At 35.7% G+C, this 21,730-nt stretch carries 26 protein-coding genes; all 26 read right to left on the reverse strand.

What is annotated here, in order from left to right:
* Nucleotides 1-3: 3 nt before the first annotated feature.
* The 26 genes from BUC06_RS03630 to BUC06_RS03755 all read right to left on the reverse strand — a co-directional run bounded on the left by BUC06_RS03630 (nt 4) and on the right by BUC06_RS03755 (nt 21,712).
* Nucleotides 4-753: a hypothetical protein gene (locus BUC06_RS03630; RefSeq protein WP_073329842.1), complete on the reverse strand. Its 750-nt coding sequence runs from the start codon at nt 751-753 to the stop codon at nt 4-6.
* Nucleotides 754-886: 133 nt separating this feature from the next.
* Entirely contained in the window at nt 887-1,555 is a 669-nt protein-coding gene (locus tag BUC06_RS03635) for a DUF4272 domain-containing protein (protein WP_073329845.1), read from the reverse strand.
* 15 nt (nt 1,556-1,570) lie between these two features.
* Entirely contained in the window at nt 1,571-2,350 is a 780-nt protein-coding gene (locus tag BUC06_RS03640; RefSeq protein WP_073329848.1) for an alpha/beta fold hydrolase, read from the reverse strand.
* Nucleotides 2,351-2,492: 142 nt separating this feature from the next.
* A complete protein-coding gene (locus tag BUC06_RS03645) occupies nt 2,493-3,737 on the reverse strand; it encodes a hypothetical protein (protein ID WP_073329852.1) in 1,245 nt (414 codons plus the stop codon).
* Nucleotides 3,738-3,808: 71 nt separating this feature from the next.
* Nucleotides 3,809-4,567 (reverse strand): hypothetical protein, encoded by a 759-nt coding sequence (locus BUC06_RS03650; protein ID WP_073329855.1) that lies wholly within the window; start codon nt 4,565-4,567, stop codon nt 3,809-3,811.
* Between the two features lie 218 nt (nt 4,568-4,785).
* Complete coding sequence (locus BUC06_RS03655; RefSeq protein WP_073329858.1) at nt 4,786-5,163, reverse strand: hypothetical protein; 378 nt, start codon at nt 5,161-5,163, stop codon at nt 4,786-4,788.
* A 79-nt stretch (nt 5,164-5,242) separates the two neighbouring features.
* Complete coding sequence (locus BUC06_RS03660) at nt 5,243-5,803, reverse strand: SHOCT domain-containing protein (RefSeq protein ID WP_073329860.1); 561 nt, start codon at nt 5,801-5,803, stop codon at nt 5,243-5,245.
* A gap of 139 nt (nt 5,804-5,942) precedes the next feature.
* The gene (locus BUC06_RS03665; protein ID WP_073329863.1) at nt 5,943-6,470 is read right to left on the reverse strand and encodes a GNAT family N-acetyltransferase; all 528 of its coding nucleotides are present in this window, start codon (nt 6,468-6,470) and stop codon (nt 5,943-5,945) included.
* Between the two features lie 34 nt (nt 6,471-6,504).
* Nucleotides 6,505-6,999, reverse strand: a complete 495-nt coding sequence (locus BUC06_RS03670; RefSeq protein ID WP_073329866.1) for a tetratricopeptide repeat protein — start codon at nt 6,997-6,999, stop codon at nt 6,505-6,507.
* A gap of 18 nt (nt 7,000-7,017) precedes the next feature.
* On the reverse strand, nt 7,018-7,431 hold the full coding sequence (gene arr, locus BUC06_RS03675; RefSeq protein WP_073329869.1) for an NAD(+)--rifampin ADP-ribosyltransferase: 414 nt from the start codon (nt 7,429-7,431) through the stop codon (nt 7,018-7,020).
* A gap of 86 nt (nt 7,432-7,517) precedes the next feature.
* Nucleotides 7,518-8,363 carry a sialate O-acetylesterase gene (locus tag BUC06_RS03680; protein ID WP_073329872.1) on the reverse strand — a complete coding sequence of 282 codons (846 nt, stop codon included), beginning with the start codon at nt 8,361-8,363 and terminating at the stop codon, nt 7,518-7,520.
* A 28-nt stretch (nt 8,364-8,391) separates the two neighbouring features.
* Entirely contained in the window at nt 8,392-9,003 is a 612-nt protein-coding gene (locus BUC06_RS03685) for a TetR/AcrR family transcriptional regulator (RefSeq protein WP_073329875.1), read from the reverse strand.
* Between the two features lie 247 nt (nt 9,004-9,250).
* Complete coding sequence (locus BUC06_RS03690; protein ID WP_073329878.1) at nt 9,251-10,507, reverse strand: serine hydrolase domain-containing protein; 1,257 nt, start codon at nt 10,505-10,507, stop codon at nt 9,251-9,253.
* Between the two features lie 122 nt (nt 10,508-10,629).
* A complete protein-coding gene (locus tag BUC06_RS03695; RefSeq protein ID WP_073329881.1) occupies nt 10,630-11,400 on the reverse strand; it encodes a hypothetical protein in 771 nt (256 codons plus the stop codon).
* Between the two features lie 14 nt (nt 11,401-11,414).
* A complete protein-coding gene (locus tag BUC06_RS03700) occupies nt 11,415-12,188 on the reverse strand; it encodes a hypothetical protein (protein ID WP_073329884.1) in 774 nt (257 codons plus the stop codon).
* A 129-nt stretch (nt 12,189-12,317) separates the two neighbouring features.
* On the reverse strand, nt 12,318-12,701 hold the full coding sequence (locus BUC06_RS03705) for a VOC family protein (RefSeq protein WP_073329887.1): 384 nt from the start codon (nt 12,699-12,701) through the stop codon (nt 12,318-12,320).
* A 51-nt stretch (nt 12,702-12,752) separates the two neighbouring features.
* Nucleotides 12,753-13,412 (reverse strand): DUF2461 domain-containing protein, encoded by a 660-nt coding sequence (locus BUC06_RS03710; RefSeq protein ID WP_073329890.1) that lies wholly within the window; start codon nt 13,410-13,412, stop codon nt 12,753-12,755.
* A gap of 43 nt (nt 13,413-13,455) precedes the next feature.
* Complete coding sequence (locus BUC06_RS03715; RefSeq protein ID WP_073329893.1) at nt 13,456-13,944, reverse strand: GDYXXLXY domain-containing protein; 489 nt, start codon at nt 13,942-13,944, stop codon at nt 13,456-13,458.
* A complete protein-coding gene (locus tag BUC06_RS03720; protein WP_073329896.1) occupies nt 13,931-15,001 on the reverse strand; it encodes a DUF4401 domain-containing protein in 1,071 nt (356 codons plus the stop codon). The genes BUC06_RS03715 and BUC06_RS03720 overlap by 14 nt, the downstream gene beginning before the upstream one ends.
* Entirely contained in the window at nt 14,991-15,947 is a 957-nt protein-coding gene (locus tag BUC06_RS03725; RefSeq protein ID WP_073329899.1) for a DUF2157 domain-containing protein, read from the reverse strand. The genes BUC06_RS03720 and BUC06_RS03725 overlap by 11 nt, the downstream gene beginning before the upstream one ends.
* Nucleotides 15,948-16,183: 236 nt before the next feature.
* Nucleotides 16,184-16,711 carry a hypothetical protein gene (locus BUC06_RS03730; RefSeq protein ID WP_073329902.1) on the reverse strand — a complete coding sequence of 176 codons (528 nt, stop codon included), beginning with the start codon at nt 16,709-16,711 and terminating at the stop codon, nt 16,184-16,186.
* Nucleotides 16,712-16,733: 22 nt separating this feature from the next.
* On the reverse strand, nt 16,734-18,212 hold the full coding sequence (locus BUC06_RS03735; RefSeq protein WP_073329905.1) for a hypothetical protein: 1,479 nt from the start codon (nt 18,210-18,212) through the stop codon (nt 16,734-16,736).
* A gap of 39 nt (nt 18,213-18,251) precedes the next feature.
* Complete coding sequence (locus tag BUC06_RS03740; protein WP_073329907.1) at nt 18,252-19,124, reverse strand: aldo/keto reductase; 873 nt, start codon at nt 19,122-19,124, stop codon at nt 18,252-18,254.
* Nucleotides 19,125-19,366: 242 nt separating this feature from the next.
* Complete coding sequence (locus BUC06_RS03745) at nt 19,367-19,867, reverse strand: DUF2004 domain-containing protein (protein ID WP_073329910.1); 501 nt, start codon at nt 19,865-19,867, stop codon at nt 19,367-19,369.
* Between the two features lie 52 nt (nt 19,868-19,919).
* Entirely contained in the window at nt 19,920-20,933 is a 1,014-nt protein-coding gene (locus BUC06_RS03750) for an RNA ligase family protein (RefSeq protein WP_228423610.1), read from the reverse strand.
* A gap of 116 nt (nt 20,934-21,049) precedes the next feature.
* The gene (locus BUC06_RS03755) at nt 21,050-21,712 is read right to left on the reverse strand and encodes an immunity protein Imm33 domain-containing protein (protein WP_073329913.1); all 663 of its coding nucleotides are present in this window, start codon (nt 21,710-21,712) and stop codon (nt 21,050-21,052) included.
* Between the last annotated feature and the right edge of the window lie 18 nt (nt 21,713-21,730).

The following is a 21,730-nucleotide window of genomic DNA, read 5'->3' on the forward strand; positions in this document are numbered from 1 at the left end:
AGATTATTTTGTCTTATGATCAGGGAATGATGCTGTAACTTCTCCTTTGTCATTATAGAAATCAAGTTTCGCATTGTTTTCTTTATCAATATAGAACATCGCTCTAGGCATTCCTTTATCATCAAATAAAAACAGTCCGTTGTTTTCATTTCTGGATTTTCCGAGCATAATTCTTGGTGCGCCCCCTATTAAATTCTTTTTTAAATATTCATCATATTTTTGCTGCATGGCTTTGGGATCTTTTTTGCGGAGTTCTTCTAGCTCTTTAATAATTTTAAATGTTTGAAGCTGTGATTCTTCTGAAGGCCTGTCATTAAAAGCAAGGCTGCTGGTCACAAACCGTTTGCCATCTTTTGAATAATCCTGCGTTAAAAGTTGCATCACCTGATCTCCGTCATATTGATCATAGGTTAAGGATAACCCGGAGCTATGTCCGTTTTCCTTTTTTTCTCCGTCATAGATAAAGCCGCCACACTCAATGCCGTCTTCATTGTAAAACAGCATTCCTGAACGCTTTTTCCGGGTTTCATTGGTTGTGCGGTTATTGACTTTGTCCTTTCCGTTGGGAAATTGGGCGACATTCGTAATAATCATTTTTACGGTTCCGTCTTTTTCTACGATGTTGATTCTTTCAACATCAATTTCGGTGAACTTTTGATTGCCGTTTTTCTTAAATGCCGATGCTGTGAGGAAAACAATTCCGATAGCTGCTGCCCATGCAAACGTTCTTAGAAAAATTAATTCTTTATTCATAGTAGGGTTATCATATATAGGACAAAGCTATTCAGATGTTGATCTGTCATCAATACAAAAATAATGATGCCGGGAAAAAATCCGTTGAATAAAGGAATTTCAGGATTGAGTTATGATGGGTGAAAATATAATTTTAGGTATCACATGAAACATCATCCCACTCCTGATCCATATACGTGATGAGCCAGTTTAAGGCATAGTGTCTTTCATAAACGATACCTGGATCTATTGTTTCCATTTCTATATTTTGGATCCGGGCATCCACACAGGCCCAGTCATATCTGTAATACAAATCAGCAGCATCAAGTATTTCAGATTTTGAACGGAGCTCATGAGGGGCATGAATGAAATCAATTGGATCAATGTCACCGCCAACGGGATAGTTTTCGGCCGGAATATCATTCAGATCACAGAATTCATCAGGGAAAGGCAGGGTGTTTACTTTTTTCAATGCCCATAGTAAAACCCAGATACATTCACATTTCCAGCTTTCCTGTGCCTTTTTTTGTTCTGTAGGATCATTTAGGAAATCTTTTTCTTTGGGAGTTACATCGTCCCACAGATTGCAGTCTTTGAGATAATCAATGGCTTCTTCCGGATCAATGGAATCAAAAGCAACAAGATTGGTAACCGCAAGAACGGTGACTCTTCTGGCTATTTCTTCTGGGGTTCTAAGGGTCGTTTCGTCTTCTGTTTCTATATAGGGGAGGTTAACATTAATTTTTATTTCTTCTTTTTTGAGAATTTCCTCACTTCTTTCTTTTCGCGAGCGCTCTTCTTTTTTAGTGGAAATATCGGCCATAATAAAGATGAATATTTAGATAAGTTCTTTGATGGTCTGTTCAAGTAACTGATTAAATTTCTCAGGGTTTTCCAGCATCGGATAATGTCCTGTTCCGGCTATTTCAACGTATTCGTAATCTTTTAAATATTTCCTGTTATTGTCTGCGTTGGTAGGCGAATTATCTGAATTAATAGCTCTTACAGGCACCTGAACGTTTGAAGCGGTTTCTCTGAAATCTGTTTTGTATAAGGGTCTCAACAGTTCAATGGCTGTTTCTGATGTATTGTGAAGGAATTCATTCTGTAGTTTTTCTTTTACTTCAGGTGGTGTTTTTTCTGAAAAAAGATATTGGGGAAGAATATTTTCAACCGCATTTTTAAAATCATTGCGATAATGCACGAATAAATAATCTTCGGCCTGTTCATCTGTAAAGGTTTCATCAAGATCTTTCACCGTATCTATTAAAATAAGAGCCTTTACCTGAGGGATTTTTAAAGCGGCTTCAAGAACATAGGCTCCCGACATCGAGTGTCCTACAAGAATGATCTCTTTTGAATCAAGCTGATCTGCAACGGCTTTGATATCATCTGAATAGGATTCGCTTGACCATGTTTTTCTGGAAGTGTCAGATTTTCCGTGGCCTGCAAGACTCATCTGTACGATATGATATTGGTCTTTGAAGTATTCCTGCTGACTGTTCCACCATTCTGCATTGCCGAGCCATCCGTGTACAAACAGGATCGACGGATTTCCTTCTCCGCTTTCTTTGTAGTGAATATTCTGTCCGTCTGACGATTGTGCGTATTTTTCCATGAGTTATTTTTATTCCGGTTTATACTGGTGCTTTTTGTGAAACTAAAAATACAAAAACTAGAGTGAATACTCTTGTATTTTCTTCTTTCTACCTAATAAAAAACGCTCTGAAAACAGAACGTTTGAAAATTATTTTATGATTTTACCACTTCCAGATCTGTGGTTCCTCTTTCCAGATCAGCAGTCTGAACTCTTCATAAAGATTGGCGTTGCCGATACTTTGTGGGTCTCTTCGGTCCTGATCTAATTTAAGTTGGTGCAAAATACCGGAATGGGCACCTACCCAAAGTGTTTTCCCGTCGTCAGAAAGGGTCATTCCTGAGATGGTGGAACCTAAAAAGTGTCTCCACAGTCGATTTCCTTTTTTATCAAATGCTTTGATATATCCGTAAGCATCCCCTAAAATATAGTAATTTTCCGTGGCTGTACCCGCATACACTCTCATTTCTTCATCAATAATGGTGTAATCATCGCTTTCAGTGTAGGCTTCGATATCAGCCCCTACATATTGATCGGCATTGATTCCGATGGTCATTCCATTGTAAAAATGGCAGGAATTGGTGATCATCTGGCTGTCATCTTTAGCAAACAGACAAAAATGGGGATATGAAGATTGTGCTCCTACAGCACCTAGGGTATTGCCTTCCGGATCTAAAATTCGGTGGTCATAACTTTGATCTCCCACCACGATATAAGAATTGTCGTTGGAAAGCGCAGCGTTTTCCATATCGATATCCGGTGTCCAGTCTTCCTCATTGTCTTCATTGATAGGATGGATGAGTTTTTCTTCACTTGTAGAAATCAGATAAATTCCGAATGAAGTAACCAAGATGACTTTGCTTCCATCGTTGAATGGGATGAGTTCTGTAATTCCCAATTCTATTGTTTTATCGAGCAGAAATTCGTTGATAAGTTCTCCGTCCCAGCCTTTATACATGGAGATTTTACCCGCAGTTGCGACCGCAAAAACATGATCTTGTTTTGATTTTCCTATGGCCTGAATATTTTCGTCCAGTGGGGTCACCTGATCATGATCCAGCAGATAAGCCTGTCTTTTTTCATAAGAAGTACCGGTCATAAAAACGATCTTTTCATCAGAAATAAAGTGCAGCTGTTCAATACTTTGTGATCTGTTTTCCATCAAAGGAATGATCGGCGTGTGAGCCGGCGGAAATTCCGCTCTGAAGGTTTCCGTATCGCCATTTTGGTTGGCTGTTTTAAGCAGATTGAAGACCGCTTCAGCAAGATTGGATCTGGTATCTTCTGGTTCTTTTCCTTTCCAGTTTTCCCAACCGTTCTTTTCACCGAAATCAACCATTTCATTAATTTCTTTAGCATACTGTTCTCCTTTTGAGAACCATTCTTCCTGGATTTTAGTGTTTTGCATAATTGATGATTACATAAAGTTTGAGATATTCCTTATCGAAACATCCTGTCTGAAAAATTAAATTTAATGTATTATTTGAAGTTAGCCTGTTCGTCATGGTTGCCATTGATCGTAATACTGCTTCCATTCAGCAGTTGTGGATTCACGGTTCCGGTTTTCTCTGCTGTGAATTCAAACCCCAGGATGTCTAAGGTTTCGCCAGGTTTGGAAAACTTTTCTTTTTTTAAGGTGTACGTTCCGGCAGGACCTATTTTTATAGTATCTCCGGGCTGTTCCATAAAGGTCTCCACATTGCTTTTCTCTCTGGTGTTTACCTTAACGGTTTTAGACAGATACAGTACGTTGACATCCTGAAGGCCGGACCATTGGATGGAAAAATCATTGTTTAATGATGCTTCTTCGTCATAGATAATGTTTCTTGAACTGCTTAGTTTCAAAGAAGGAACGCTGCCCAGAAAAAACTTTTTCCCATTGGCCAATTGAATCTGAAACTCATACTGATTATTTTCCGGTGCTATTTTCTCTGTGTGGTATAGATACGTTTTGGTATAATATAACCCCTGTATAATTTTGTACTCTATTTTTTTGCCGTTCAAGGTGATATTTACCGAATCGTTGCCAAACATTTTACCTTTTCGGTCATATAAACTTACGGAAATACTGTTGTCATTTTCATCCGTTAAAGTTTGGTAGATATCAACCACCGCTTTGATATCAGAAATATCTGTGACCTTGGATGCCGGAATAGGTTCTGAACAGGAATTGAACAGGAAATAGAGGCAGCAGAGAAAGATAGAAAGCTTCACAAGTACAGAGCTGTCTTTTTTCATAAGATATTGTTTGGTGTGGCGGAATTATTTTCTGCTGTGTTAAATTACGAAAAGAAATAGAATAGGGATTAGTGATGAGGTATTAATTTGTACAGATATTAAAAAAAACCGTTCGAGTTTGTCGAACGGTATATTTACCAACATTTTTTATCTATATGCCCATAGAATATGAATTTTTATATAACTCTGCAATTTTTGAAAGGTAGGTGGAAATGGATTCATTTATTACAATATTTATTTTTTCCAATAGGCTTAGTTTGAGTATAGAATAGATTAGTTGTGGAATATTCTACCAGTCGAAATGAATTTATGTTTTTGTAGTTATTAATTTGAATTGCTCGATGATAAAGATCGTTTTCAGCATATTGAAGTCCATAATCGTTTATAAAATTTTCCAAGCTTAAGTTTTCAATATCATTTTTTTTAATTTTTGTGGTTCTTATATAGTATGATAAATTTTCGGAGACAGGATTTTCAATCACAATAAATTTTTGACAAATTAATCTGTTTTCGTGCTCTTGCCCAATAAGTATTACCGTAGGGATTCCTAGTCCCATAATATACTCACAATTATAAATTTTAATTATTTCTTTCATTCTTCATTTTATTAAAAGATTTATTTTATGGTATATTATATCTTTTTTTAATGAAAAGGTAAATGCTAATTTGAAATAATTATTCCTGCAACATAATTTTATTCTTTTCTTTCTGGAATTCTTCCTCAGATAAAACTCCAGAATCTTTCAGCTCTTTTATTTTTTTCAGTTGATCATACTTTGTTTCTGAACCTTTATTTTGTAATTTTTCTGTAGGCATAAATTCTTCAGGAAGGACAAGCTCTCCATATTTGATGGCGTTTTCTATATCTAATTCATAGTTGATCATACCGCTGCCGATTTTCGCATAATAAACAAATCCATTTCTTTTGTTTCCTCTCGGCATTATTTTCTTAACCTTGAAAGTAAGTCCTGAATTATTTCTTTTAAAAGAATTAGCCTGATTGGCAAGACCCTGATAGCCTGTGGTAGAATAATAATTAAAGAGAGAAGAGGCATTGGTCCGGATAAATTTGAAATCACCATCATTCATAGAGCCTGTTCCAATTTTTAAATCCAGCCCTTCATACACTTTAAAACCTATTGAGGTAGTGAGAGTATCATTTTGAAATTTTGGAGTATTTTGGGAATAATAAATCCCGAAGAACAGAAGTGTAAAAATCACGAATACTTTTTTCATTGTTTTATTTTTAGTTATCAAAAAAATTAATGATCAAAAGTAAAATGAATTAAATTGCTTGCCTTACGGAAACCCTTATATAGCTTATTTATAAGGAAATTAGCAGTGTATTTTGTGTCGAAATAAAATAAATGTCTGACTAGATTTTTCTTAACGACCAATACATCATTTCAGTATCCTGCTTTATTTTTGTAAAGCTTAATTTTTGCAGAAAATTAATGGAGTTGACATTGTCCGGGAGACATCTTGCTGTAATTTCAGATACAATGCCCGTTGAGAAAGCCCATTGGATTAATGCTGTTACCGCCTCTTCCGCATAACCTTTTCGCCTTTCCTCCTTAGAAATTCCGTATCCGATGTCTATATTTTTTTCTTCACCATTATATCCTTTAAATCCTGCATCCCCAATGATTTCGAAAGTATCATTTTTTATAATCATCCAGGATTCAAATCCGGTAGGTTCTTCAACTTTTGAGAGATTATCAATAATTCTGGGAAGCGTTTCTATTACATCGGAGTAGGGCCAGCCTTTTCCCTTTTTTAGTCCCATCGCTGCAAGATCACTGAAATCATCTTTCAAAATATCCCTGCAAATTTTTGTGGTAAATGGAATAAGAATTAATCTTTCTGTAGTAAGTCTTTCTATAGTTAGTTTGGGTGCTTTCAAAATTCTTTTTTTATAGCGTGAATAAAGTATTTTTTTATTTAAGAAGTTTCTTTGAATAATGATATACGGACTTATTATATCTGGGTAAATGTTTAGATAGTGATTCAAGAACTACTGATAACGCTTCCTTATCATTATTGATGGAGGAAAGTGACAACGCCAGAAAAGCATTCACCGCATCATCCAGTTCATCAGAATAGTTTTCCTTTTCTTCTCTCAGGATCTCAATACTTTCGTCTGTTTTCCCATTATTTCTAAGGGTACTGGCCAGTTGAATTCTTGCTCTTCTTCTGCGTAATCCCGTAAGACCTAAGTGTAAAGCTGATCTGTAAAGAGGCTCCGCATCTTTCTCAGAACCCGTAGAATCATAGACGCATGCTCTTTCAAAATCTGCAATAGCATGGCGTTGGTGAGCACATAAGGTTTCTGTATGTACTTTTATTTTTTCGATGAAATCAGCATTGGAAATAAGTCCCAGTTGATCCCATATTGTTTTTAATTCTGCCTCCCAAAGTTCAAAATCTATCATTTTGTTATATTTTTTTTTTCAGTCCTCAATAGCTTCAATGCCTTGCTGTTTCAGCTTTTCAAGGTGATCTCTCATCGTTTTCAGCTGCTCCGGCGAATGCGCCTGCCATTCTGTAACTTCTCCCGTTACTTTAAAAGGATGCTGCGAACGGTAAGATTTTGTAGGATTGCCCGGAAATTTTTTGTCTGTTAGATTGGGATCATCTTCAATCAGGCCTGTAGGTTCTACCGTATAAATTCGTTCTTTCCCCTCTCCGAAAGCCAGTTCGGCGCCCCATGTTGCCGCTTCCAAAGTCGCAGAAAGATAGATGTATTTTGCTTTTCTCTTGGTGCCATAGTTGGAGGTGAAACCAATTTCGATGAGGTCTCCGGTTTTAAGATCTGCTTTGGTACCGTGGTAGTAGACGGGAGCTTCTGTGGATGTTGTGTTCATAGAGGTGTTTTTGTGATATGGTGTATAAAAATAAATAAAATAATCATTTGATTTTGTTATTCAGACGATGGGCAAAATTCTAATGATCATTGAAGTTGAACCAATTGCTCCTGAAATTCATCAGAAGTGACAGTCCCCATAGCAAATTGATATTGAAGCCGTTCAATTTTTTCGTTTTTAGTCAGCGGTCTGTTATGAATAGCTTCTATAATCTGATCCTCGTCCGGTAATGATCCCAGTATATGTGTTTTTTGTTGGAATGCTTTAAAATATCTGATCCCGAATTTCCTCTGGGAAATGGCATTAAAATGAATATTGTCAGGATTGGCTGTCAAACCTTCAGCAGATACAAAGTAACAGTGCTCATGATCTTCTGCAAATTGGATGAGTGCTTTATTGACTTCGTTGTATTCATTAAAATATTGACCATACCTACCGTCTTGTAAAAAATCACCCAGTCCTCCAATAATGAGCGGAAGGTCCGGAACATTAAGTTCTTCTCTCAGGGTTTTCATAATCAGGGCTAATTTTTCTCCATAGAGCCTGTATTTCTTTCCGTTGCTGTCATTTTCTCCCTGATGCCACAGAATTCCCTGCAAGGTGCTTATTTTTTGTGCCGCTTTTGCCTGAAAAACTGCATTTTGAAACAATGGAGCTTCTACCGACCAGTCATCCAGACTGGTACCGCCGTCAGCACATGGAATTAATGCAATATCATCCTGTTGATTATGAAATAAACGCCATGAAGAAGCAAAAGTAGCTGCCAGACCGACTCCGGAAGTGGAACGGTCAGGATTAACAGGCTCTGCCATCATTTGCCATCTTCCGTTTCTCAACATTTTGATCTTTTCATCATCAATAGGAGGGACTTCCTTTAAAAAACCACGACCTGCCATATTAGACTGGCCAATCATTAGAAATGAATGTGTCATTGTATCTGTTTATGTATTGTTCTGTTCCTTATTCTTTTAGTGATCTGCAAACCTTTTCAAAGGTAATCCATACCATTTCGTCTGTTAAAGTAAAAGGTAATCCGCTGATGCTTTTTCCCTGCTGATGAAAACGCAATAAGGTATACAAGGGAGAGAAAGCGATGGACCAGTAAATTTCAAAGGGAATTTCAGCCATTTCTCCTCTCTGCACTGTATTGGAAATGAAGTTTAAAAGATTGTTTTTGAACTCACTCATAAACATTCCCGGCTTCTCGTTAAACATTTCATTAAATTGATGACTGTAATGAGAATTGTTGATCTGTTCAAAGAATGGAAGCAGGAGAGGATTTTTGAGGGCATAATTATATCTGTTGGTCCATTGCACCCGCAGGCCTTCTTCAAGAGAAGAATCGGGATCGAATCCTTTATTGATTTCGATTTCCATTGTATTGCCTTCCTCAATAACCAGTTTAATAATTAGATCATCTTTGTCCTTATAATATACGTAAGGAGTTCCTACAGAGATATAGCATGCCTTCGCCAGTTTACTCATCGTAAAGCCGTCCAGCCCTTCTTTAACAATAATTTCAATAGCTTTCTGTTTAATACTGTTTTCTTTGTTGAGATCTCTTTTTCTCATATTTATCTTATTATCAGATTAATATAATTAAATGAATATTCATTTAATTATAAATGCAAATCTATATATTTTAATCCATACGAAGAAAAGTAATGTTAAAAAAAATAGAAATGAGAGATGTACTTTTAGAGAAATATACTAATAATCAACAATGACGAAATCAGGATTTCGAGCAGGAACAGGAGATTATTACCATTGTTGAGGGTTAGAAGCTGTCTGTATTCTTATTTTCAGCAGTAATTTCTTGTTATTTTTCAGACCCGCTCAATGCATTCAGTTTGATACAATATTCATCCAGCAGATCATAAATAGCCTTTTGGTCTTTTCCCGAAATTTTGTTGTCCCAGTCGGTATTTACTATAAGGAACCTGCCGATCTTTTTATCCTTAAAAAACCAGATGACAGAATTCATTCCAGGATCGCCGCCGGTATGACCGAAATTTCCGGTAGAGCCAAAGCCCATAGTGATGCCCATATTGTATTCATCACTGTATTCGCTGTTGCTCCTGTCCTGAAAATTCCCGGCGTTGAGCTGAGGCGTAAAATATTCTTTGTAGCTTTCTTTGGAAAGAATCGTTCCTTTGCCGAAGTAACCTTTCATCAATTCCAGAAGGTATTTGCTCATATCACTTGAAGTTGTAAGCAGCCCTCCGTCAGGATAGGTATTAAGGGAATAGTAAGGATAGGGCGTTTGCTTGTTGATGAATGTATGGGTATATTTTGAAAAATCGATCGCATTAAAGTTCCAGCCGGAATGATTCATTTTTAATGGCTTAAGAATATATTTTGTAGTGAATACATCATAAGGAATTCCTGTTGCCTTTTCCAGAACCAATGCTGCCAGCGTTGCTCCAATATTGGAATAATTAAAGATTTCGCCAGGCTTGTTTTCTGTAAATACATCTTTGGAATACCATTTTCCGCTTTCGCTGAGAACATGGGTTAAAAAATCTTCAATGGAAATTTTAGAGGAAGGAGGATTGAATTGGGTGGGTGAGATATCAATATTTACATTGGATGAAAGGTTTACCGTATCTTTTAACACAACAGTATTCAATAAATAGCCGTTGTTGTCATTGATGGAGGAGGTGTGTGTGGTGAGCTGCCGGATCGTTACAGCGACTTCAGGATGATAAGGATTCGTGACTTTGAATGGTAGATATTGGTTGACAGGATCATCCAGTTTGAGCTTTCCCAGTTCCTGAGCTTTAAGAATCGCAAGACCGATCAATGTTTTTGAAATGGAAGCTATATTTTGAACTGTATTTTCATCATATTTTTGAAGCGTCTTTGTGTTCGCAATGCCGAATCCGTTTTGGTACAGAATATCCCGATCATTCACCAACGCCACTCCAAATCCATTAAAGCTTGCATTCCTGCTGATTGCCGTTAGTTTATGGGTTAATTCATTTTGGATTTTGATAAATTCCCTTGACTGTTTTCTCTGCGCCTGACAGCAAATGGCGATCGTAATAAAGAGAAGGGTATAAGATAGACTTTTCATGATAGGTTTTTATTTAAAAACAACTTCAAGACCGTAATTATTACATTTTTAAAATTTTATCTTCACTGTATGAGAATAAAAAAAACCGTTCCAGATTTCTGAACGGTTTGTCTATTTTGAAATTAATAATCTACAATGACGAAATCCGGATTTCCGGTCGCGAAAAAGTAACCATTGATATCATCTTCCGTAGGAGGTTGGTCATATTCCTTTTTTAATGCGGTGATTTCTTTTTTTGACATGCCTTTCGTATTTTCTTTAGACAGTTCCGATTTTTTGCGATATTCCCATTCTTCCCTATATTTTTTTAACCCGGTTTTATACTCTTCCGTTTTTTTGTATTGGGCAAACTGGCGAAACTTGAATTTTATAAACTCATCTTTGTCCAGATCTTTTTCCCTGACCACCGTATCATTGTCGATGGTCATTAATTTGTACCGCTCATGCAAAGATGAATAGCCGAAACTGGCAGCTTTAATAAGTTTTCCGGTTGGTATCACGAGTATTCCCGAATAATTAAGAACTATTTTTCGATTTCCGAAAAGTTTTTGGAAAACGGAAATATAATCTTCACTGTCTGAATTCAGATCCTGAATTTTAATATCAATTAAACTTAAAATATTATTTTCAATTTTAAATGTTGCTATATACTCGCGGTCATTTGATGAGGAAAATGAAAGCATTCTTTCTCCGTTCTTATATTGATGAAATTCGGTGAGTTGAGATCCATAGACCGGATGATCATCAGGATGCTTCTCCAAATATCCCTCCAAAGGATTATTCATGAGATCATACTCTTTGTTGTTGATGATGATTTTGTCAGGTTCCTGGCCGGTAGCAAAAATTTTTATAAGTGAAAAAGTAAAAAGGAGGATGACTATTTTAAGTTTCATTGGAGAAGTTTGTTTTATGCAGGTTCAAAAGGTATTTTATTTTCATCAATAAGTTTTGCTTTTAATGCATCAGCATAGGTATGAGCAAAATTTTCTTTTTCACTTTTGGGTATGCAGAAATAGAGATCTATTCTTTTCTCTTTTTCATCATAATTCTCTTCCTCTTCTGGATCGTTTCCCGGACTTTTAATGACTTCTAAGTAATGAGCGTAATGTCCGAATTCATGTAGTAAGGTTCTGTAAAGTTGAGTATTTCTTGTAAATTCAGGTTTAAATTCAGCGATAAAGTTTCTTTTTAAAGTGGTAAATATATGTCCGTCAGCTTTTAATCTTTCAAATTCTTTTTGATCCTCAATGGTCTGTTTTTTAGGCCATAATAATTTTTTATCGGTATCAATGGCATCCAAAATAACAGCAGGAAAGTATTCATTTTCAAACTCAAAACTGTAAATTAACCTTCCCCATACTGGCGAAAGGATTTCTTCTTTTCTTTTTGGCTGTCTCAAAATAATGAACTTTAAATCTCCATAATCTTTAGATGGAATCTGTTCAATTATTTTCTGAATATCATTCAATGAACAAGAATGCATTGAATGCTCTCGGGTTTCTTCGATCACAAATATGAATTCATGATTATTTATTAATCTTATTTCCTTTTGATAATGAGTAAGCCTTTCATAAAAAGGTTTTAAATTTCCATAGGGCGAAGAGATCGTCAATTTATTATTTTGACTATAGCCTTGATTTTCGGTTCCTATATTTCTATTTCTTCGTGTGGGACTATACATTGTCAATAATTTATGGTTGAGGGAAGAAATTGTTTTCTCAGTGAATTTTGGGTTACCAAAGATTAAAGGAATGCTAAGGTATTTTTGAATGATTGAAGTTTCTTTCTCTTAATCTTTGGTGACTGATCATTAACGGATTGTTTTTTTACTTTTTAACTGAAAGACATTGCCTTCAGGATCTGTTCCGTCACACAGCCAAAAATCATAATTCTCAAATGTTTTAATGTCTCGCATCTGAATGTTTCTGGATACAAATTCCTTCCTTGCCGATTCTATATCTGTATCAATTTCAAAAACGAGTTTGGTATTGTTATCAAACAGATGTCCGTTTTTTATATTTTCAAGATAAGGATCGCCTATTGTATGCAATCCAATCTGTAGTGCTCCTGCATTCAGAAGAGCCCAGACCGGATCTTCTTCCATTACTTCTAAACGAAAGTTTTCGACATAGAAATTTTTAAGCAATTCAACGTTTTTAACGTACAAAATGATGGTGTCAAGAGTTGCCTTCATGGATGGGTTTTAATAAAAGTAAAGATAAGAAAAGTTGTTCCAGTAGTATTTTTAAAATAAAGGTTCTCCATTAAGATCCGTCGTCAGCACCTCACTCATATAATCAAAAAATGGACGCATGGCTAACAAGGTGAGTATGGCTTCTTTCTGAAAATTGGATGATAAAACTTCCTTATCGGTAAATTTCCTCATAACGACATATTGTTTTTTTCGGATGAGATCAATGGCCGGATGATTTTTATCAAAACCTCTTGGCGCCGTTTTTACAGCATCACCTTCAATGTTTCCAAAGTATTGTAAGAAAGTTTTGTCAGAAGTAATCTTTTCTATGGCTGCTGTATTAAGTTCTAATTCTTTACGGATACGGAGTAAATCTTTGGCTTCCGGACCCCAGAATCCGCCTCCCACAAAACTGTTATTAGGCTCTATCTGTATATAATATCCTCCTCTTAACATCGGTTTTGAACGGGAATAGCCAACCCCGAAATTATTTTTATAAGGTGTCTGATCTTTCGAAAACCGCACGTCTCTGTAAATCCGATAGATATGGATTCCTTTTAAATTGTCGTGTTCCTGAAGTTCGGTATAGATCTGATCAAAAAAAACTTTGTTTTCTTTGACAATTAAGTCATATTCCGGTTTATGCCGGGCAAACCATTCCCGATTGTTATTTTTTTCCAGTTGTTTAAGGAATTCAAGTGCTTTTTTCATTTTGTAGAGTAGTTAAAGTCTGTATACGCTGGCAATGAGGTTCTTATTGTATATTGTTGAGCTGATCATTATAAAGGCCTACCAACAGACTGTTTCCGTTTTTATCGATTTTTACGCCGCCGTATTTTGCCTTTTCATATTTCTGAGCCTGTCCTTCCTGAAAGAAGAAAGATTCTGCTCCGATATTGATATTCCATTCATTGGGAGCCGTATATTTAATCAGGTATTCACCTTTATTCAAAGGGGTTGTTTCCTGTTGGAATCTCACTCTTTCTGCGATACCTTTGCTGTCGATACGGACTACGCAATAGCCTCTTTTAGGAAGGTATTTTGTATTTATATTTTCTGATAAGCTATACCGCAAGTTCATGTAGTCGCCCTGCATCAAAGAACGGGGATCAACCGGGGCCAGCTGCAAAAGAACCAGTTGCCCCTCTTTTAAAAGGGCTTCCTTTTTGACAACGGTATAATTGAAGTATACCAGCAAAATAACAAGGTTGGCTGCGATAATCATCCATTTATATTTTTTCATTCGATGTCAGTTTTTTACGGGTTAATAAATAAAGCCCCAGGAATAAAATACCAGAAGAAAATAAGAGAATGGATTTGGTCAGCAGGGTAAAATGCAGGTCGTAATAATATCGTGACACAAAATAAATAAATGCCATCATGCCAATAGCCAGACTGGTTTTATAATTCACTAAAAAGCTTACAAGAATAATTAAAATAGCTCCGGATATTGCAGGAGATAGAAGTGTAGGTAAGAGAAGAGCCATTGTTACAATATAAATTCCTGCCTTTTGGGTGGTTTGGGAAATGCTCAAAACTTCAAAAAGACGGGAAAGAACAAACATAATGTTAAGTATAATAACCACAGAGGATACCCAAATGTAATCCCGGGATACTTCAATAAAATCATTTCCAAGAAAAACCAATCCTGCAAGGAATGAAAAAATAAGCCCGATGCGAACGGGATCGTATAATTTTGAAAAGGCGGGATGCAGAGAAATTATTTTGGCTTCTTTCAGGAACACGGCCGTAACCATGATCGCCAGGAGAGAAATATACAGGTGTATCAAATCATAATTGTGGTTGGATACTATCAGTGTTATAGAGCCTCCAGTGATGATTAATACAGAAATAAAGGCAATGATATAACTCCGGACAACCACCAGCGATCCCGCTGCAATCAGAATACAAATAAGACTGACCGTATTTTCAGTCATTTCCATCTTAAATAAACCGAGTGCGAAAAGGACCAATCCAATGAGGTATGATGAAATACTTACCGTATCAAAGATGATGGTTCTGTACATTCTATTAATGAACATTCCTCCTGTCATCAACAGGATTCCGGAGATCAGTAACCCTGACGTAGAATCATATATTCCGGTAATGAACAGGAATCCCAAAAAAGCTAGACTTGCTAAAATGCCCCCAAAGACAGACAATATTTTTACTGCTAAAGATTGATGATCATCTCTTTTTTCATAAGCGGTAAAAATAGCCTCTTCATCAAATTTCAGTTCTTTATTTTCCTGGGTCCGAAAATAATCCAGGAGTTCTTTGATTTCTTCTCTATTTCTCATGGTTCCATTTTTTTTGAAGGTTGATCAGGTTCATAATGACCAGCGTAACACTTACAATGATAAAAAGACTGACTAGTAAAAACATGCTTCCACCTTCCGATATTTTAAGGAGCAGAGCTGAAATAATGATAATGATGCTCAATGGAATCACCGAAAGATAAAACCCGTTTTTCGTTTGGATACCGTGCCAGATTCCCAGTCCAAAAACCAGTAAAACGATGGGAGCTAAAACCGGAAAAACAGGATGGTAACCGTCAAGAATCCCATAAATCATTCCTGCAGTCGCGAAGGTTATGGAACCCAAAGCTAAAATATAGGTCAACCACTTGGGGACAGTTTCAATTTTTTTATCCTTATCCAAAAAGAGCAAGATAAGAAACAGGACCGTGTTGAACAGAAAAAGCAATGCAATGACCAATAATGCCGGCCAGTCTTTGGCAACCTGTTCCGTGTATAGAAAAAATGTGGTGTTGAGTAAGACAATATACAGCAGCCACAACGGAGCAAAGTTCGAAACTACCACCCAAAGGGTGATGAAAAGAGTCCAGGCCAAAAAGAAGTCATAGGAATTAGCGCCCGTCTGATAAATCTGCCCGAAAACGGCAAACAGAACTCCAACAAGAAATGACGATCCCGTAAGGACAATATTTCTGGTGGTGTTATTTATTTTAGGAAGAAAAACAATGAGAGTGGCTGCAATAACGAGGATTTCGGTCAGTCCCAGTTTGGCAAATTTATTCAGATCTGCCCAATTATAGGCAAAAAAGAAAATAATGCCCGCCGTGGTAAAACCGATTCCGAGGGTGATGAAGAACAGGCGCAGGAATTTCTGCCACATCGCTTTATCGTGGTAAATGTTTTCTTTCGGGGCCCTTTCTATGGTTTGTTCCGTCACATTGCTGTGGCGGCTGATGATATGGAGATCTTCGCGCTGGATGTTTTTCATGGATGGTGTTTTTAGATTGGTGTAATGAAATACTATGCTTCATCAGGCTTAAAGAAACGAAGCTACAAAAAATATGAGGAAGTGAAACAGTGGTTTTTTTCTGAACAGGAAACCTCAAATAAAATATAATTTGTTTGCAACTTTAATTATTTGTTCTCTAAAAAAGTATTATAATTGGCGTATATTTTTAAACTTAAAAGTGTCTTGGTCTATTCATAGGATGTTAAAGAACTTATTCACAATTTTTTAATTCTGTCATCATTTCGTTCGTACAATTTTGTTTTTTTTAGTCTGTAATTGTTGATTCTTATAGTAGGGGAATTGAATTGCCAATCTGGAAGATGATTATACAGCTCATTGGTTAACTTTTCGATTCCAGGTGTGTGTCTGCCAAGTTCATAACTGCCTTTGTCCGTAATTATTTCCAGACCTTCTTCTTTTGTATGTTTTGAAATTGGAATACTAAATGAATGTACTGAAATGATTTCATCCCATTTTATAAATTCCAATGGGGTCTTCTGCTTATTGTAAAATCCTTCATTTGTATATTGGAAATCGCCATCATATTTCTCTAATTGATTGGCTTCTTTTTCCACGGAATCATAATCCTCATCATTGGGGAAATATATTTTTGCACCTGAAAAACAAATCACAACGAAGCAAGTAAAGATAGTAAGATAAGATATACCTTCGCTGTCAAAAATGGGATAGTTAAGAAAAGTCAACACTAAAATTATACAACTTACTACAATTATTTTTTTCATTCAATTTAGTTCGAGGATTAATTTATTTTCCAATTAGTTTTTTTATTTCGTTATACTTATCTGAATTCTCTAATTCTTTCCAAAAATACTTTTTGTACTTTGTTCTATCGAATGAATTATTATTTTGTAAATAGATCCATATGGAATCTTTATCTGCAATGATTAATGTTTTGGCACTTAATCTCTGGCCGTAAGACCATATTTGCTTAAATGTTTCTTCAAGCTCTTTATTGTTTTTAATATGATACTTACTTTCTATAAGTGTAGATGCTTTTTCAAAACCTACTGTTTTGTCAGCTAGAAACACATAATCTGGAAAATTTCTTTCACCGCGTCCCATACTAACAGGTAATTGACGAACCCAATCTTTTTCAACATATCCAATTTTTTTCAGAAATGGTTCTATTAAATTTATTTCAACTTCTCTTTCATTTTTGAGTTCTATGTTTTGAGAATACGTGTAATTATATAATTGTGGAAGGATTGAAGAGTCGAATCCTTTCTCATTAAACATTTGTTGTAAGCGCAAATAGTCTTCAGATGATAAGGGATAGCCGTTAATTCCTTGAAGGTTTTTTCTTACCAATGGATTTTTACTAAAGTGTTCATCATTTTTTAATTCATGAATTGTAACAGGTGGAACTTTTTGACTATTTGTAATATAGATATTGCTATAATAGTGAAAAAAAGGATCTGCAATTCCATCTCTTTTTGCTCTCCAAACAGAATGAATGTAACTTCGGGGTGATAAGCAATAAACAACTAAAATATCTCCTTTTCTAGTATCAATATTTCCTTGCCAAAAAGATGAAATATCTGAATTCAGATTGGTGTCTAAAAACTCAAAATCCTGACCATATTTGTCTCCCCCAATCCACCATACTTGTGTAGGTTCAGGCAATTCTTTTTCTTCATTTTCCTGTACAAACTTCGGTGCAAAATCGTTTAGAAAAGCACAAAATTCAAAATCAGTTAACTCATTTTTTTCTTGGAATTTATTGAAACATTTGCATAAATCTAAATAATGTAAAAATCTTTCTTTTTTATACCTTTTTAAAGGAACATTTGGAAGTTCCAAATGAAAAGTATCTGCTATCTTGGTTAATAGATCATAATTATTTTTAAAAAAGTAGGGTTTGAATATTTTAGGATACTCATAAAATAGCCATGTTGATACTAAAGAAATTAAATGAGTAAAATCATCTTCTAAAAGTGGGATTTCTTTCTCACCATCTTCAAAAGTTAATTCAACGCCATTATTATAAATATCTTCTAAAAATAGAAATGCTTCCTGATAATTATCAATTGATTTTAATTCTGGGCTACTAGTTAATTCGTAAAGGTTATTAATGAAATTTGCAGCTTCTTCATTGTTAAAATCAATATTATCTATATATCTTGATGAAATTTCATCAATTTCTCCATCCTGAAAAATTCTAATAATTTCTTTAGCTTCATCAGTTTGAATATAATTATTCCAAATAAATTTGTTTAATTTCATTTCTTTGTGCTTAGTTCTTTATAGTTAACATTACAAAAATCACGGAACCGGAACTCCCGTACTTTCCGACCAAAGCGCAAACCAATCCTGCAATTCCATATTAACGGTCGTGGCTCTCATCAGAATGGCCAGTCTTGACGGATCTGCGGTACCGCAAACCGGCAGAATCCCGGCAGGATGTTTTAATATCCATGCGAGAAGGATAATATCTGCGGGAACTTCATATTTGTCGGAGAAATTGGCCAGTATCTTTTTTAATCGTCGGGTCTGATCGTCGTCCTGTCTGAAAACAGTTCCCAGGGGTGACCAGCACATCGGCGTAATATTTCGAGTCTGCATATGATCTAAACTTCCGTTTGTCATCGCTTCAAAATCGGTAATAGAAAAACTGATCTGGTTATAATTGATTTTGATTTTGGTCTCAATCAGATCCGTTTGTAAGGGGGTAAAATTGGATACCCCAAAGTCCAGAATTTTTCCGTCCTGTTTGAGTTTTGCGATGGCTTCTGCAATGTCATCAGCTCTCATTAAGGGGCTGGGACGATGCAGTAACAGTAAGTCTAAATAATCCGTTTGCAGGTTTCTCAATGACTGTTCTACAGACCCAATGATGTATGAGGTAGCATAATCGTAATGTTTTACGAAATTATTTCTTTTATCGGATTCCATCTGAATACCGCATTTGGAGATCAGCTGTATTGTACTTCGGTCTATTTTGCTTTCGTTAAAAGCTTTTCCAAACTCAGCTTCCGTTGTATAATCTCCGTAAATATCTGCGTGATCAAAAGTAGTGATGTTATTTTCCAGGCAGCAGTTCATCAGTTCGATCATCTGTTGCGTGCTGCAGTTTTTACCCCAAACGCCCCAAGTCATGGTGCCGGCAATAATCTTTGAAAATGATTTTTTATCCATGTTTTTTGTGTTGTTTATCTTAACGTCTTTTTTAGTTCTTCAATATAGGAGAAGTTTTTTTTGCCAGAGTTATTTAAACTTTTGATCTCAATTTAAAAATAAGTCCTGATTTTTATACTTTAACTGGAGTTAAGTCTAAAATGATAACGGTGTAAAAATAAAGAAACCGTTCTGGAAAACAGAACGGCTAATATAGTAAATTGTGTTTAAAATCAATGAAGGCTCGCGCTATCAAAGGGATTTTAACTTTCCATTGCCATATAATCCAATTGTCCGTTTTCGTCTGTATTGATGACCACCAGATAATCAGTGATGTCCCGTCCGATTGAATAGTCTAAAATAGCAAATTGATCTTCACTGTCCGGATAAAGTCCTACCCTCACCAATTCAAGTTTTTTTAAAAGTTGCTGCTCCGGTTCAGTGGCAGAGTCATCAAAGTTGATCAGTGTTGAAAGTTCCTCTTTTTCAACTTCTTCCAGATGATGTTCTACATAAAATTTTACGGTTTCTCCCTCTTCGTCGTTGTAGTCATCGTGTAGGTATGTTTTATTCAGCTTGTCAAATTTTCCGATGTTTTCAAGATAGTTTTTGACCTTTTCCAATTGTGACGGATCTGTATTTTTGTTTTCAAAATTAAGATCTACCTGAACTTCATTGCCATTGAAGTCCATATTGGTTGTGTAGTATTCTTCCAGATTTTCTGTTGACAATTGCCCGAAGTGGGGGAGTGTGTATTCTTTCATATAATTGATTGTTTGGTAGATTGTTGATGTATTTGGATTTGGAAATTGCTGATTACGACTCTTCAAAATTTAAAATCATTATTCTATTAATTTCAGAATCAACTCTTTTCATAATCCATTCTTTTTCGTCAGGAGATAGATCGTTTAAAAGATTATTGTTGTTTTCATTGAAATCTGTTATGACATCTTCTGAAAATTCTGTTTTAATTTCGGCCATTCGAAGTGGGTTGCTTCTATCCGGCTTTCCTATTTTGGAAATTGCACTTTTTAATCTGTTTTGAGTAATATAGTTTCTCAATTCATCTACGATAAAGGATAAATCTTCTGTTTTAGAAGAAATGTTGGGAATGAAAGACCATTTTTCAGCTTCATGAAATTTTTCTTCTTCGTCAAATTCAGGATTTTTTAATTTAATAATGGATCTGGAAAAAAGACTGTTCTTATCGATCAGATTAAAAGGCTTTATCACCACCCCTTCAATTAAATTGTCTTTGAGCTCCGGAAGTTTAAATTCTTTAGGAATAGCTGAATTAATTCTAATATTGAAATTCATGGCCTCATTAAATTTTCCAATCAGTAAGGGTTGCGCATGAAATATTTCAAACTGCTTAAAATAAGCCAGTGAGGTCTCATAATCCAGATAGTATTTAGAGTCTGAACCATCGGTCTCCACAGCAATATCGAAAGCACAAAATTCGATGGCAGGGGTATAATATACTCCGGTTTGAATGGCATGCAGGTCCTTTACAGGCTCCACTTCCGGATGGGGGTATTTACCTCCGAACAATTCGCCATAAACAATATATTTCTTCCCAGGTATTTCATTGCTTAGAGTTTCAAAAAGGCGCAGAAGGTCGTCTTCAAGCTTGTTGACAATTAATTGGAAACCAAAAAAATCGTCTGTCCATTTTAGATATTCTTTCCTTTTGGCAAATTTCAAGTTCCCCTTTTCATAGATGAAACTAAAGTTAGCGCCATGGACTTTTTCTGTAACCACCCATTTCAATTTTTCCATTTGGGAAAAATCATTCTCGCTCAGGCCTAGTTTTTTTAAGGTGTTGGGCATCTCTTTTCATACCCTGAAAATTCACTCATTTTTTCATTTTTTATTGGTGCTCATGGTTTGGCGGCTTTTGTATACTATTCTCTGCATCATCACCGTGGTATTATGTGATGGGCCATTTAATTTTCTATCATATTTTTATCAAATCCTATGTTTGCATTATTTCCCTGCCAAATTACTTTAAATCCAATTGGGAGAGCCATAAATTGTGCGGTTTCCGGTCTCAGCGTCATTAGTTGTCCTACTGTCATTCCTTCGAAGGACATTGTTTCTTCATTAAATTTTTCTGTCATGGCAACCCATCCGGAATCTGGATCATCTCCGTTCCAACGAAATAAATTGGCCTGTAATCCTGTTTTTATCAGCGGATCTACGGTAACCATTTGGTCGAAGTGAGGAAAATCCGGTTCTACTTTTAATTGGTTGCAAACGGAAATTTGCTGTTTCAATATATGAAGTGTACGGTTTAGACCTTCGCCAAAGCCTTGCTGTTCCGGGATTACTTCCAGAATTTCAAAAAAGTCTGAAACTTCATGGAATAAAATACTCCAGGAGAAGCATGTTATTTTTTCTCCGTTTTTAATGTCTGGTTTTTCGTCCTGAATAAATTCCACAAGATATAGCAGAATTGGTTGTAAGTCCTCTAATGACAGATTGTTTTTTGCAATTTTTATTTCTTTGTGAATAGAGGATTTTAATCCTTTGGAGTAATGATAGTGATGATCAGATTGAAATTCTATATTTCTAATCTTAAGTGTTTTATTTCTGCTGAAAAATCCCATAGATATTGTTGGTTATTA

This window comes from Chryseobacterium carnipullorum, from assembly GCF_900142785.1.
Lineage (GTDB): Bacteria > Bacteroidota > Bacteroidia > Flavobacteriales > Weeksellaceae > Chryseobacterium > Chryseobacterium carnipullorum.

Bases quoted from the DNA above. Each gene is read 5' to 3' on its own strand.
- BUC06_RS03630 (WP_073329842.1), bottom strand. From the start codon at position 753: ATGAATAAAGAATTAATTTTTCTAAGAACGTTTGCATGGGCAGCAGCT.
- BUC06_RS03635 (WP_073329845.1), bottom strand. From the start codon at position 1,555: ATGGCCGATATTTCCACTAAAAAAGAAGAGCGCTCGCGAAAAGAAAGA.
- BUC06_RS03640 (WP_073329848.1), bottom strand. From the start codon at position 2,350: ATGGAAAAATACGCACAATCGTCAGACGGACAGAATATTCACTACAAA.
- BUC06_RS03645 (WP_073329852.1), bottom strand. From the start codon at position 3,737: ATGCAAAACACTAAAATCCAGGAAGAATGGTTCTCAAAAGGAGAACAG.
- BUC06_RS03650 (WP_073329855.1), bottom strand. From the start codon at position 4,567: ATGAAAAAAGACAGCTCTGTACTTGTGAAGCTTTCTATCTTTCTCTGC.
- BUC06_RS03655 (WP_073329858.1), bottom strand. From the start codon at position 5,163: ATGAAAGAAATAATTAAAATTTATAATTGTGAGTATATTATGGGACTA.
- BUC06_RS03660 (WP_073329860.1), bottom strand. From the start codon at position 5,803: ATGAAAAAAGTATTCGTGATTTTTACACTTCTGTTCTTCGGGATTTAT.
- BUC06_RS03670 (WP_073329866.1), bottom strand. From the start codon at position 6,999: ATGATAGATTTTGAACTTTGGGAGGCAGAATTAAAAACAATATGGGAT.
- arr (WP_073329869.1), bottom strand. From the start codon at position 7,431: ATGAACACAACATCCACAGAAGCTCCCGTCTACTACCACGGTACCAAA.
- BUC06_RS03680 (WP_073329872.1), bottom strand. From the start codon at position 8,363: ATGACACATTCATTTCTAATGATTGGCCAGTCTAATATGGCAGGTCGT.
- BUC06_RS03685 (WP_073329875.1), bottom strand. From the start codon at position 9,003: ATGAGAAAAAGAGATCTCAACAAAGAAAACAGTATTAAACAGAAAGCT.
- BUC06_RS03690 (WP_073329878.1), bottom strand. From the start codon at position 10,507: ATGAAAAGTCTATCTTATACCCTTCTCTTTATTACGATCGCCATTTGC.
- BUC06_RS03695 (WP_073329881.1), bottom strand. From the start codon at position 11,400: ATGAAACTTAAAATAGTCATCCTCCTTTTTACTTTTTCACTTATAAAA.
- BUC06_RS03700 (WP_073329884.1), bottom strand. From the start codon at position 12,188: ATGTATAGTCCCACACGAAGAAATAGAAATATAGGAACCGAAAATCAA.
- BUC06_RS03705 (WP_073329887.1), bottom strand. From the start codon at position 12,701: ATGAAGGCAACTCTTGACACCATCATTTTGTACGTTAAAAACGTTGAA.
- BUC06_RS03710 (WP_073329890.1), bottom strand. From the start codon at position 13,412: ATGAAAAAAGCACTTGAATTCCTTAAACAACTGGAAAAAAATAACAAT.
- BUC06_RS03715 (WP_073329893.1), bottom strand. From the start codon at position 13,944: ATGAAAAAATATAAATGGATGATTATCGCAGCCAACCTTGTTATTTTG.
- BUC06_RS03720 (WP_073329896.1), bottom strand. From the start codon at position 15,001: ATGAGAAATAGAGAAGAAATCAAAGAACTCCTGGATTATTTTCGGACC.
- BUC06_RS03725 (WP_073329899.1), bottom strand. From the start codon at position 15,947: ATGAAAAACATCCAGCGCGAAGATCTCCATATCATCAGCCGCCACAGC.
- BUC06_RS03730 (WP_073329902.1), bottom strand. From the start codon at position 16,711: ATGAAAAAAATAATTGTAGTAAGTTGTATAATTTTAGTGTTGACTTTT.
- BUC06_RS03735 (WP_073329905.1), bottom strand. From the start codon at position 18,212: ATGAAATTAAACAAATTTATTTGGAATAATTATATTCAAACTGATGAA.
- BUC06_RS03740 (WP_073329907.1), bottom strand. From the start codon at position 19,124: ATGGATAAAAAATCATTTTCAAAGATTATTGCCGGCACCATGACTTGG.
- BUC06_RS03745 (WP_073329910.1), bottom strand. From the start codon at position 19,867: ATGAAAGAATACACACTCCCCCACTTCGGGCAATTGTCAACAGAAAAT.
- BUC06_RS03750 (WP_228423610.1), bottom strand. From the start codon at position 20,933: ATGCCCAACACCTTAAAAAAACTAGGCCTGAGCGAGAATGATTTTTCC.
- BUC06_RS03755 (WP_073329913.1), bottom strand. From the start codon at position 21,712: ATGGGATTTTTCAGCAGAAATAAAACACTTAAGATTAGAAATATAGAA.